At 42.3% G+C, this 13,992-nt stretch carries 8 protein-coding genes; all 8 read left to right on the forward strand.

Annotation, left to right across the window (positions count from 1 at the left end; translation table 11 throughout):
• Positions 1-163: 163 nt before the first annotated feature.
• The 8 genes from AC0YN7_RS19450 (at position 164) to AC0YN7_RS19485 (ending at position 13,990) form a co-directional block, all read left to right on the forward strand.
• Positions 164-1,096, forward strand: coding sequence for an ABC transporter permease (locus tag AC0YN7_RS19450; protein ID WP_475811690.1), 933 nt, complete (start codon positions 164-166; stop codon positions 1,094-1,096).
• A gap of 21 nt (positions 1,097-1,117) precedes the next feature.
• Complete coding sequence (locus AC0YN7_RS19455; protein ID WP_475811691.1) at positions 1,118-2,011, forward strand: carbohydrate ABC transporter permease; 894 nt, start codon at positions 1,118-1,120, stop codon at positions 2,009-2,011.
• A 73-nt stretch (positions 2,012-2,084) separates the two neighbouring features.
• Positions 2,085-3,584, forward strand: coding sequence for an ABC transporter substrate-binding protein (locus AC0YN7_RS19460; protein WP_475811692.1), 1,500 nt, complete (start codon positions 2,085-2,087; stop codon positions 3,582-3,584).
• Between the two features lie 73 nt (positions 3,585-3,657).
• A complete protein-coding gene (locus AC0YN7_RS19465) occupies positions 3,658-5,505 on the forward strand; it encodes a heparinase II/III family protein (RefSeq protein ID WP_475811693.1) in 1,848 nt (615 codons plus the stop codon).
• Positions 5,506-5,689: 184 nt separating this feature from the next.
• Positions 5,690-9,538 carry a right-handed parallel beta-helix repeat-containing protein gene (locus AC0YN7_RS19470; RefSeq protein WP_475811694.1) on the forward strand — a complete coding sequence of 1,283 codons (3,849 nt, stop codon included), beginning with the start codon at positions 5,690-5,692 and terminating at the stop codon, positions 9,536-9,538.
• Positions 9,539-9,871: 333 nt separating this feature from the next.
• Positions 9,872-11,932 (forward strand): hypothetical protein, encoded by a 2,061-nt coding sequence (locus AC0YN7_RS19475; protein ID WP_475811695.1) that lies wholly within the window; start codon positions 9,872-9,874, stop codon positions 11,930-11,932.
• 264 nt (positions 11,933-12,196) lie between these two features.
• Positions 12,197-13,213 carry a hypothetical protein gene (locus AC0YN7_RS19480; RefSeq protein WP_475811696.1) on the forward strand — a complete coding sequence of 339 codons (1,017 nt, stop codon included), beginning with the start codon at positions 12,197-12,199 and terminating at the stop codon, positions 13,211-13,213.
• A gap of 126 nt (positions 13,214-13,339) precedes the next feature.
• The gene (locus tag AC0YN7_RS19485; protein WP_475811856.1) at positions 13,340-13,990 is read left to right on the forward strand and encodes a Vat family streptogramin A O-acetyltransferase; all 651 of its coding nucleotides are present in this window, start codon (positions 13,340-13,342) and stop codon (positions 13,988-13,990) included.
• The last annotated feature ends 2 nt before the right edge of the window (positions 13,991-13,992 follow it).

Below are 13,992 nucleotides of genomic sequence, written 5' to 3' on the forward strand. Positions count from 1 at the left end.
ATTCAAAGGAAACGAATTTGGAATTGGTTTAGTCCAGATTGAACTTGGTTTAGCCCAGATTGAACTCATTCACAAAATTTAAACCCCATATTTAAACCGTTTCTTCTTTTTTGTATCTTTCTTAATCGAAACTTCATGAGTTACGATAAATGCCAGAAGGAGGATGATTCGAATTATGCAGCTCAGAGGATGGCGAAAGGATTTCAGCAAAAACAAAGTTTTACTTGCTTTGACTTTACCACTCGTAATTTATGTATTTATTTTCAGTTATGTACCTATGTTTGGTGCGATCGTCGCTTTCAAAAGGTACCAGTTCAACAAAGGCATCTTAGGTAGCGAATGGGTTGGCTTAAGTAACTTTAAGTTTTTATTTGAGTCACCTGATCTCTGGCGAATCGTTCGTAACACGTTAGGATATAATTCAGCGTTTATTGTTCTTAATTTGCTAGGATCGGTCTTTGTAGCCTTACTTCTATATGAAATAACGAGTAAGAAGATGCTCAAAGTGTATCAGTCGGTCATGTTCTATCCTCATTTCTTATCATGGGTAGTAGTCGCCTACATGGCCTATGCTTTTTTAAATCCAAGATCCGGGATGTTAAATCAATGGTTGGCAGATCTCGGATTAGGAACAGTAGATTGGTACAATAAGTCGAGTCCCTGGATCTACATAATGCCGCTAGCTAATATGTGGAAAGAGATAGGGATCAGCGCAATTATTTATTATGCAGGGCTCCTAGGCATTGATCCTACCTATTATGAGGCGGCCAAAATCGATGGAGCGAGCAAGTGGCAGATTCTTACCAAAATCTCTGTACCTTTTCTTTATCCACTTATGACGATTCTAACGATCTTGGCGATAGGACATATCTTTACAGCCGACTTCGGCTTGTTCTACCAGCTGCCCATGAATTCGCCGACCATATTCAGTTCAACGGACGTTGTAGACACCTACATTTTCAGAGCATTAATTGATTCTGGAAATATTGGGATGTCCAGCGCGGCTGGACTGACGAAATCCGTTCTAGGATTACTGCTAGTGCTTGGAACGAATGCCTTAGTTCGCAAAATAAATGCCGACAATTCGTTATTTTAAATATAAGGGGGAGGAGAGGGAATGGTTCGTATTAGGTCATACCGGCTGTCCATGCTGCCGATTCATTTGTTTTTCATCGCTGTATCTGCATTATTTCTTGTTCCGCTATGGTCCATTTTAGCGATTTCATTGTCCAATGAACACGATATCTCGAGCTTTGGTTACCGCTTAATACCGATTAAGCTGGATTTTCAAGCTTACCGCTATATATTCGACAATCCCTTAACCATTGTAAATGCATACAAGGTTACGATGATCACATCAGCAGTAGGTACACTTTTGTCCGTATTGATGATCTCCATGTGCGCATACGCCTTGTCGAGGTCAAGTTTTAAATACAGTAAATTTATTACCTTCTACTTGTTTTTTACAACATTATTCAGTGGAGGGATTGTTCCCTTCTATATACTAATGACGAAGTTTTTCCATGTGCAAAATACGTATGCGGCATTAATTCTTCCTTTGCTCGGGAATATCTGGTATATGTTTCTGATGCGAACTTTCTTCAAGCAACTGCCTGACTCCCTAGTGGAATCGGCCAAAATCGATGGTGCAGGTGAGCTGAGAATTTACATTACAATGATCATTCCACTATCTACACCAGTCTTAGCAACAGTTGGTCTGATGCAACTGCTTGTCTACTGGAATTCATGGTTCAATGCGCTTCTATTTATCGATAATCAATCCTTGTATCCACTGCAATACTTACTGCAGGTTATGATGAGTAATATCCAAGAGATATTGAGAAATATGACAAGTGGCGGGCAGGTGGATGCAACAATGCTAGCTAATCTGCCGACAGAATCAACTAGAATGGCCATGTGTATATTAGCAATAGCTCCGATGCTTTTTGTCTTTCCATTCTTCCAAAAGTACTTTGCCAAAGGATTGACAGTAGGCGCGGTAAAAGGTTAGCTCTGAGTATGAATTAAGACTAGAATTCTATATTCTAGTTTTAAAATAAACATATAATCATGGAGGGTTGTACATGGAAAGAAGAAAACGCAATATTAGCATGGTTTTAACTTTTATTATGACTGTGGGGATGTTATTAGCAGGTTGTTCGTCAAAGACGGATACTCCGAGCAGTACCAGTACTAGCACAGCCACCGCTCAACCAGAAGAGACCCAAGAAGCTGAAGAATTAAAGCCAGTGAAGTTAGTTTGGTATATTCGAAGCGCAGAGCCGAAAAATATGGCCTCTGTTATGCAGAAGGCGAATGAAATTATCAATGACAAAATCAATGCAACGCTAGAATTCAAATTTATCAATCCAGGCGATTACGAGAAAAAGATGCAGTTAGTCATGTCTTCAGGAGAAGAATTTGATATTTCTTTCACTGCAAGTTGGACGAATAACTATTTGAATAATGTAAGTAAAGGTGCTTATGTTGCTTTAGATGATATGTTGGCGAAATACCCAGATTTGCAAAGCTTATTTAAGGAAGAAGTTTGGGATGCGGTTAAGGTGGATGGGAAAACGTATGGCATTCCAAACAATCAAATTATGGGTGACCAACCCGGTATGTGGTTGAAGAAGGATCTTGTCGATAAGTATAATCTCGATGTTACCCAAGTGAAGTCGTTGAATGATCTGACTCCGATCCTCCAGATGATTAAGGATGGCGAGCCAAGTGTTTCGGCAATTAGAGCAGGTATTCCAACTTCCTTTATGGAGTATGCGCCACTGCTTGAGGGATCAGCCGGATTTGGATTTGCATTGGATACAAATACATGGAAAGTATATTTCCAACCTGAGCAGTTGACTAGTCAGTTTAAGCAGATGAGAGAATGGTATGAAAAGGGCTTCTTCCCGCAGGATGTTGCTACGATTAAGGATGAGCTATCTTTAATTAAGGCAGGAAAAGTATTTAGTAGATATAGCCGTCAAAAACCTGGAATAGATGCCGAACTTAAAACATCATATGGATTTGATGTTGTTAATTTTTCAACTGGTCCAGCCGTCATTAGTAAATCGGCTGTTACAAGTACGTTAAATGCCGTTAGCGCCACATCAAAAAACCCAGATCGTGCGGTGATGTTAATTAATCTGATTGATACGAATAAAGAGTTGTTCAACTTGCTTAAATTCGGTATTGAGGGGCAGGATTACACGAAGGTTTCAGATAATCGTATTGAAATTAAACCTGATGCGTATTCCGTGCCTGGCTGGTTGTTTGGCAACGAACTTAATAGCTTTGTCGTACCTGGACAAGTGGATGACGTTTGGGAGCAAACAAAGAATCTGAATGATTCATCTATGATTGACCCTTCCATTAGTTTCACATTTGATCGTAAAAATGTTGAAAATGAAATCGCTCAATTGAATGCGATTACAGTCGAGTATTCGCCTATTCTTATGAACGGACTTGATGATGTGGACAAGATCTTGAAGGCTATGATGGATAAACGAAAAGCAGCTGGTCACGATAAAGTGCTGGCTGAGCTTCAACAGCAAGTTGACGAATGGAGACAGACGCAGAAATAAGCTTTGAATAAGATAAATGGGGATCCAGTATGAAATGGTTCCCCATTACTTTTTTAAGGGAAGGATGAATGAAATGCTTCAGCAATTAACATTTCGGGAGCTTAAGAACGCGTTGGAGGAGACGCAACATCTCCCCCGTACACTTTATGCAGAAGCAAATGCTTCTGATAATTGGAGACGAATCAGGGAGGATATGAACTTCTCGGATTTCTGGCGTTCTCTGGAGAAGCAAGCAGCAGACTTGATAGAAAATCCCGTCCGATCGCCGCTTTTTTCAGAGTTTACTTTATTTGGTGATACAGGAGATAGAGCAATATTCCAGGCACAGCGGAATCAGTTGTATGCGGGAATCCATGCGTTCAGCATGCTTGCGATGACAGAGAATAAGCAAGAATGGAAGACAGGACTTGAGAACGCCATCTGGAATGTATGTAACGAATATACGTGGGTTTTACCAGCGCATGTTGGACTCTACCATAATGATTATCCGAACGGCATTTGGGATAAATCAGTCCCGCCTCGTGAAACAGTAGACCTTGAGTCAAGTATAACCGCTTTCACTTTAGCGGAAACTGTGCACTTGCTCAAGGATAGATTACATCCATGGGTCGTTCATCGTGCGAAAGAAGAGATTGATAAGCGTATATTTCAAGTCTATTTCCATGACCCCACTCCGCAAAACTGGGAATTGAAAACAAACAATTGGCCGGCAGTTTGCTCAGCAAGTATTGGAGCAACGGCTATCTATATGATCGAAGATAGTGAGAGGCTGGCAGGAATGCTATGGCGTGTGATTGGGGTTCTGAGGAATTTCTTCTCAGGCTTTGACGAACAAGGTGCGACTCCGGAAGGACCGGCCTATTGGCAATTTGGATTTTCTTACTTTGTCTATTTCGCAGAATTGTTGAAAGAACGTACATGCGGGCAAATCTCTCTCCTTACGGATAAGAAGGTTGAACGAATCACACAATTCCCGCAATTTTGCATGTTAACGGGGGGCAAGGTCGTCAATTTCTCCGATTCACCTGACGAAGTCGTCTTCAATACAGGACTTATTCAGCGATTACAACAGTATGTACCATCACTACAGCTTCCTTCTAAAGAGTATCAATTTGAACGGGTTACTGGAAATTGGTTGGATTCTACAAGACGAATGCTTTGGGCATCATCAAACACGGAATCGTTGGAATCAACGGATAACCGAGAGCGAGTTCAAGAGCGAATTTTCACGGGGAATCAATGGGTAATTTCTAAAGTAAGGGATACGAGAGGTGGAATTACTGCTTTTGCTGTGAAAGGCGGACATAATGAAGAGCCGCACAATCATAATGATCTGGGACATTTTATTCTGCATGTCGATGGTCAGAACGTATTGGCGGATCTGGGGATTGGACTCTATACCAAGCAATATTTCCAGCCCAGCTATCGGTACGAGATGATCAATGCAGGATCTCATGGACATTCGGTTCCGATTGTAGATGGTTGCAGACAAGGCTTTGGAAAATCATATCATTCTGAAATTCTATTCAGCCAAATATCGGCTGATCATATTCACCTTGTTATGGATTTAACGAAAGCTTATGCATGTCTTTCATTGGAACTTCTTACTCGTGAATTTGTATGGATTCGTCCAGTCGACAAATCGCCGCAGTTGGTTATTACGGATAAAGCTTTATTTAATAAAACACCTGAATCTTATCAAGAGATTTTCATAAGCTCTGTCCTGCCTATGGAGACTGATGCCGGGCGAATAAAGATGAATACTGTAACCTTGGTCTACGATCCGGAGCAATGGCAATTGGAGATCGAGCACATTTTGGTAGATTCACATTATAAAAAAGGAAATCCGTTTTATCGAATCGTGTTGAATCGCATGCAGGTGGAACGGGAGATGATGTCCGAGTTTCTTTTTGAAATGTAATATCGCGGCGGTACAGGTTAGCCCATGAGACCTTGATTGTGGGCTTCCTATCGCATAAATAGCTCTGTTTTAGAAGAAGGGGGGAAAGTAGTAAAGGTATGGCAGCATGGCTCACGACTTTATAATGTTTGAATTGTTCTGGTCAACTTGAACACAAAAGATTATCAAAGAGGAGCGAGTGTAAATGAAAGGTAGGACGAGTAGATGGAAGAATCTTTTATTGAAATTGATGTTGAGTGCCTTAATTGTCGTACCATTGTCTGTAGCAGCCCCCAACACTGAAGTGAAAGCTGCAGAAACGACTTTTAACGTAGCCGCAAATGGCAGCGATTCCAATAATGGAGCAGCAGGCTCTGAGCTTTACGTATCGCTAAATGGTAGCGACGAGACTGGAGATGGAACGATCAATTTGCCATTCGCTTCCTTGGAAGGCGCCCAGGAGGCTATTCGTAAGATGAAATCGGAAGGATCATTGCCTACGGGTGGTATAACTGTTAATTTGCGCGCAGGGGTATATCCACGCACTCATTCGTTCGAATTGAATGAAGAAGACTCCGGAACGGATGAAGCGCCAATCGTATATCGAGCATATCCAGGCGAAGAAGTATCGATCCTCGGCGGAGCAACGATGGATACAAATGATTTCAAACCTGTCACAGATGTGTCTATACGAGAGCGACTATCGACAGAAGTGGTCGATCAAGTTTATCAGTACGATTTACGTTCACAAGGATTTACTGATTTTGGTGAAATTATACAAAGTGGATTCGGGTTGCCTGCGGCACCAGAGCCGCCAGAACTGTTTTTCAATGAAGATGTATTAACGGTGGCACGCTATCCAAACATAGGCGCTGGTGATGGATTTCTCCGAATCGGACAGTTAGATGACCCGGGGGCAGATCCTCGAAATTCTGGGGAGGAGTACAGCGTGCGTCCTTTGCCTCCGATCTATGATCACGGAGCCACCTTTCGATATACGGATGATCGACCAAGCAAGTGGGCGGATATCAGCGATATATGGATGTTTGGATATTGGTTCTGGGACTGGGCTGATGGAACGCTGCAAATTAAAGATATTAATAAGGTGACCAAACAAATAAGCACAACGAAGGCTAGTGTATATTCAGTGAAAAAAGGCCAACGTTATTATTATTTTAATATTTTGGAGGAGCTCGACGTGCCGGGTGAATATTACCTGGATCGCAATAGCGGCATATTATACTTATATCCACCGAGTGAGCTTAAAGATAGTGAAATTGAAATTTCACTACTGGATGCCCCTCTTGTTTCGATGAATGAAGTTTCCAACACGACATTCCAAGGGATTAAATTTGGATTAACGCGGGGAACAGCGATCGAGATGAATGGCGGCTCGAACAATGTCATTACAGATTCTACATTTTTGAAAATCGGAGATAAGGCTGTAACTATCCTCGATGGTCATAATAACGGGGTAACTAACAGTGAAATTTCTGGAACTGGAAAAGGCGGGATCTTGTTAGACGCTGGTGATCGTGCGACGCTAACATCGGCTGAACATTATGCAGTGAATAATACCTTTCATGATTTTAGTCGGATCCAACGGACGTATACTCCAGCTGTAAACATCAAGGGTGTGGGCAGTCGTGTGGCAAATAATTTGATCTACAATGCGCCGCATGAAGCTATTCAGTTTGCAGGTAACAATCACATAATTGAATATAACGAGATTTATAATGTCGTGAATGAGACAGGCGATGCAGGTGCCATATATGGTGGACGCGACTGGTCTGCACAGGGGACTATCATTCGATACAATTATATTCATAATATTGGTAATCCAGCTGGTGCCTATGAGATAGGCATTTATCTGGATGACATGTTGAGTGGAATCACGATCTATGGCAATATTTTATCGAACGTCGACTTCGGCATGTTGATTGGTGGGGGACGGAATAATATCGTAGAAAACAATCTCATACTGAACAACAGAGCTTCTCTACAGCTTGATGAACGTGGATTAGGCTGGGCCTATTATCACTGTGCGGCAGATGGGTCTTTGCCAGTGAATTTGAAAAAGGTACCTTATAACGAAGAGCCATGGCTTACTTATTTTCCGAATTTAGAGACTGTAATGACTGATGCTCCTTGTGAAGCTAAATATAATTCGGTACAAAAAAATGTGGTTTATAAATCAGGTGGAATGTCTATTACGGGGAATGCAGCTGCTAAAGGATTCGTTCAAGACAATTGGATTACTAGCGAAGATATCGGATTTGTTGATTCTGAAAACGGAAATTGGAATCTTCGCGAAGATGCGCCTGTATTCACCCAAATTCCTGGATTCGAAGCCATACCGTTCGACAAGATTGGACTGAACAAAGGAACACAGGATGACAATTTGCTTGCACAAGTGTCTCTGTATTCGCCAATGAGCACACTCAAAGTAGGCGATCGTATAACGTTGTGGGTAATGGGGAGTTCGGCGACCGGTCGATATATAAGTCCTTACGGCCATATGACATTCAGCAGCGAACATCCTAATATAATCGAAGTCGGGCAAAATGGTGTCGTTCGTGCGATAGCTCCAGGTGACGCACAAATTACTGTGACTGCGCTCGTCGATGGTATTACGGTAAGCGATGTGATCCAACTTGAAGTGTATGAATTAAATCATAATTTTACAGATGGATTTGACGGATTCGAGGATGGACTAATCCATTGGGAGACAGAAAAAGGAAATCCAACCACAAGTACGAAAAAGGCACATAGCGGTGAGAAGAGCTTTAAAGTGAACCAGGACATGGTCGCCATTAAACATAATTTTGAAGAGGATCACAATAAAATTCTTACTCTTTGGTTTTATGATAATTTAGTCTCAGGAAGTCAAGTAATGGCTAAAACTGATTTAGGTGGTTCGGCTTGGAGAGGACTCGGTATTTCATTACGAGCATCAGCAACACATTATGTCAAGCGGATTGATGGAGCTACAACAGCCACAAACGTTGCGCGCGCCGCCGGTTGGCATGAATTCAAATGGGATTACAGTTCAGGGACCCATGTGGATATGTATATCGACGGTAATCTCGTTGCCTCCCCGAAGGGTGTGACCGCATTCAACTTAGTTTCCTTGGGTGATTTGTGGCAAGGGGATGCAGTATCCAACGTCTTTTTCGATGATGTTAGAGTCATTACGCCTTATGAGCGCATCGAACTGGGGGAGCTTGGAGAACTAAGTATTGGTGATACGAAGCAAGTGCAAGTATCCGCCTTCCTTCCAGAAAGCGATGTGCCGGTTGATGTGACGGGCAGCTCACAATTTATTAGTAGTCAAACCGATATCGCAACAGTGACAGCCGGCGGCTTGATTACAGCGCTCAAAGAGGGCGAAAGCGTTATTACGGCGACATATGGCAGCCGTACCGCTACCGTTACACTGCAGGTCCATATGAAAGAAGAAAAGCCGACAGCTGTTTTAACCGGACCAAGCACAGTACTAGCAGGGCAGCCTTTCACTGTAAATTTTGGTCTAAGCAATATTACTTCGAACGTTTATGGACAGGACATCACGATTGAATACGACACAGCTCTTGTCGAGTATGTCTCGTCTACGGCGATGAAAACAGGTGTGGATATCTTGTTGGAGAAGTCTAGCCCTGGAAAAGTCAGGATGATTCTTGCCAGCCAAGGAGCGAATCATGCGGTAACCGGGAGTGCTGAGCTTGTGCGGCTTTCATTCAAAGCGAAAAGCGTTGGTCAAACGACTAACGGTATGATTACAGTAACCGAAGCTCTTCTTGGCGACGGGCAGGGAGAAGAGTTTGCAGCGCAATCCGCTTCCTTAAACATTGAAGTAACGATTCCTCCTGGATTGCCGGGTGATTCGAATGGGGACAATAAGTACACGATCGGTGATCTTGCGTTCGCAGCCGCTCATTACGGCAAAGACGATAAGAGTGCGGATTGGAATCTGATCAAGACGGCTGACATCGACGATAATAAAGTAATTGACATAATGGACCTTGCGGCCATTGCGAAGAAAATTTTGGAATAACGTGAGGCGATGCTAACAGACGTTAGAATCGATCTTGAGGATTTGTCGGTAGTAGAAGTGAAAATTCATCTATAAAAAGCTAAAGCAAATATAGTAGATCCATTAGATCCATTAGAGTCAGTGAATTCCCACTGGCTCTAATGACTTCTACATATTAATTACTAATACAAAAGTTCTGCAAGTTTGTAAACCGAATACGCTTTCGATGAAAGGTAAGAATCAGGACTTTGATTGGGCGGATGAAGTCGATCACGCTTGCTTTGGCTATCAATGGTTCATTGACCATCCAAATAATAGGTTGATTGCTAGGACATATTTTATAGGAGGTACAGCATGTTTACAGTAAACGAACTGGACTATTTAGAAAGTTTATCCGGGTTAAACCCTATTCAACACGTCATCGATGAGTTTAAAGAAAAAAGCAAGTTAGATGGTCTCGAAGAAACCGGATTAACACGTGACATTTATTTGGACTTTTCCGAAGCGCGAGTTCGTCAATTCGCCCCATTTTTGAGTGAGTACGGGGGGATATTGGATCCCGGCGATGGTAAAGAACACGAATATGCATCCGCTTCGTTTGTTAAAGCCGGAGCTATTCTACTAGCCAACGATCGTTGCAAGGATCTCAAAGAACAGATTTTGCTCGCGATGGACTGGGCCAGCACTTGTTTAGGTGAGAATAAAGTCCCTGACGATCATGCCGATTTCACTACGCACATGCTGGTTCGGGCCTATCAACTTCTAGCGCCGATGGTAGATACGGAGCGGAGAGATGCTTGGAAAGCGAGTTTGTCCAACGTTGAGCCTGAGGTAACGTATTGCCAAACGCTTCGAACTTTTCCAGACATTCGTACCATTCGTAATTGGGCTACATATGCCATGCATGGGGAAATGATGAGGCTAAACGAAGGGTTCACGGATTCAATGTCATTCATCGATAAATATTTGAAACCGCAAATGACGCGTTTTACGCGTGAAGGGTTATACCGCGATCCAAATATCCCTGTTGCTTATGATTTGGCTGCACGTCAACAGCTTAGCGGGTTAATAGATGCCGGTTATAACGGTGAATGGAAGACATTTCTAGAAAGACAACTTCGAAAAGGTGCCCAAACGATGTTGTTTATGCAGTCTACCACCGGGGGAACGAGCTGCGGAGGCAGGAGTAACCAGATTATTTGGAATGAACTGACCTTTGCTAATCTATGTGAACGAGAAGCCTCTCTTTATGCCAAAGAAGGAGAGCAAGAATGGGCAGGTGTCTTCAAGCGAGCTGCACGAAAAGCGCTACAATCCATTTTGCGTTGGATAGAGGATCCTATTGAATTTCGTTTGTTGAAAAATCGGTTCGATAGTGGGCTTCGAAACGGGTGGGAGTTCTATGCCTATTATTCAACATACAGCTTATATGCTGCCCAAATTGCAGCTTCGTGCTATGAAATTGCTGATGAAAGCATATCTGAAAAGGCAACACCGGCTGATTTGGGTGGATATGTGGTGCCAATTGAGTCCTTTAACCGGATCTATGCCACTACGGGACCACGACAAGGTGCTTATCATCTCGTTATGGATACGGCTGCACAGATGGGTCATGACGCAACCGGATGGGTACGGCTCCATAAAGAGAATTATCTAGAGGAAACGGCTCTCTCAATGGGGATAGCTGGGCTCAACGGCAATATTCACTTGAATTATTTTGTGGCCAAACAAATCATTCCACGCCCACATACGCCAGCAGCTATCGGTCTGACCTGGAGAGATGGACATGGTGTCTGGCACAGGTTAGCTGACTTTGGTAGAAGAAAGCACGAAACATTTGCTTCCTTGAATGCGGACGGGGAGCCAACGAATCCTGAAAAACTACATTGGAAAGCTTTGCTTGAGAGTGAGGGCGAAGGTAGCGATGCGTTAGCCTTCAAAATACGTTACGAATCTACGGGACTTCAGCTTTTAAATGATATGGATTTGCGTACACCGGATGATAATCTGCATCCAGCCTATTTGCGAGCCGTTTCTGATATGTTGCCAAGACCTGGTATCGAAGGCGTAGCGGCGATCACGGAAACTTATCGGATTGCACAAGAAGGGGTGACAACAGCCTGGACTGTGGACGCAGCAGAGAATGCGGAATTATCCGCAATTGGGGTAACGGTTCCGGTTCTTGTGTCTAACGGAACCGATGAGACGGTCATCCGCATTGAGGGGAATAAGCTCTTGGTCTGTTATTCGAATGCAATCTATTCAATTAAGCCTGATGGTGAATCTAACGAGGTGGAACTAGAGCTTCTTCCTGGGCTAATGCCGAATCGAAATGGTAACTATCGACTCGCGCAATGGATCAGCAAGGATGCAAAGACGGAAATCACGCTTCATTTCTCATTAGAACAGGCTTAATTTTTGGCGGTATTACCAAGTTGGCTCGCAAGTAACGAAAGCCAGGATGAAACTATCAAAAGGGAGTCCTTCAAAAGCGATATGATGATAATCATCACATGCTTTTGGAGGACTCCCTTTTAGCCGATAAAAAATCACTCGGCACATGTGGAGTCCAAATAACAGAGGGTGAAGACACGAAGTGAAGAGGATTTCCAAAATATAACTAGAACTATTTAGAAGTCATGGCATCAAATATCTTATCCTGTGAAGGGGGAAAAATGTATGACAGAGAAATCATTAAAACGACCAGCTATTTATACAGAACGGATAGGTGACAGCCACTTTTTGGGATCCAGACCTTCGGTAACCTACTGCATATGGGGTATGTTGCAGTATACCGATAAGAAGGAAGTTTCACTTGCGGAAGTTAATGCACTGACGGGGTATGCATTTTGTTTAAACATTATTAAAGAAACGGTTCATATTGGTGGTCCGTTCATATTTGCAGGTGAAGAGAATTTTCCGCAAGCTTTGTCCAATCTTGGTTTTGACTTTAAAGTATTAAGTTTTCTTCCCGTTGAACCAGCCATCATAGCCGACGTTCTTAACACGATTCACCGATCTATTGATAAAGGCATTCCAACTATTATATGGGATTTATTCCATGCTGAGTTCGGATTAGTGTATGGATACGATGATAACCAGCAACAGCTTAATGCATTAGATAAACTGAAAGAGGCGCCCCTCGCTTACGATCAATTAGGAAAGGGAAAGACTTCAGAAATCGGTCTTATTGCTATAAATGAGCCTAACGGAATTGACCGACTAACAGCATTATCTAATATGTTGGATATGATTTTGGAGCATGGTTACACGACGGAATCTATAAAACATAGTGATGGAGAATTAACCAAAGGACTCGCTGCTTATGATGCATGGATCGAAGCCTATCACGGGCTACAAGTGGTTCCGTTCTTTAATGCCTATAACATTGCGGTTTATTCAGAATTACGACAATTTGCCGTACAATTTCTACGAGGACTAAAGGAAGAATTTAAGGATTATGATAGGCCATGCGTCAGTGATGCCGTTCTTCATTATGAAACGGCGGCTGCTGCGCTGCAAGGTCTTGCCGAACTATTTCCTTTCCCCGGTGGTGGAGAACCCACAGATGCGCAAAATATCGATAAAGCTGTCCAACTTCTCCAAGAAGCCAAAGGTGCAGAAGCAAAAGGCTTGCTGGCATTGGAACAGATGCGTGAATTTATAGTTTCACTGCGAGTCGGAGATGCTCAATGATAGGTAACGTGAACTGGGTTGAAAAAAATGAAATTATCGATGATTTATTATAGAAATGTACAGTATTTTAAAAGAAGACTATATAATATAATTGAGGGTTATTTATATAAGAGAGGAAGTGTTAGTATGACGATAGCTCCGAATAAAAATAATCTATATCCTAATGAAAATATTAAAACAGTTTGTTACATTAAAAATCTACCAAGTAGATCAAACGTTGAGATTGGCGATTATACCTATTACAGCGACAATACGAGCTCGCCAGACAATTTTTATAATAATATTCAGCATCATTATGACTTTTTAGGTGATAAGCTGATTATCGGTAAGTTCTGCGCCCTGGCTGAAGGGGTTACTTTTATTATGAATGGTGCGAATCATCGAATGGATGGTTTAACAACATATCCCTTCAATATTTTTGCTGGAGGTTGGGAAAAGGTCACTCCATCAAAAGAACAGCTGCCTTTTAAAGGCGATACCGTAATTGGTAATGATGTTTGGCTGGGACAAAATGTAACCATTATGCCCGGTGTAAAAATTGGTGACGGTGCAATTGTTGCTTCGAACTCAACTGTTGTTAAGAATATTGAACCATATACAATTGTTGGCGGCAATCCTGCAAATGTTATTAAGAAGCGTTTCAGTGATGAGATGATTCAATTATTATTGGAGCTTCAATGGTGGAACTGGGATGAGATGAAAATATTTGAAAATCTTGAGCAGTTAGTTTCGGTTAACGATATTGTCACCTTAAAGAAGTTAATGAATGTGGAGTAATA

The sequence above is a fragment of the Paenibacillus sp. J31R122 genome (assembly GCF_056269185.1).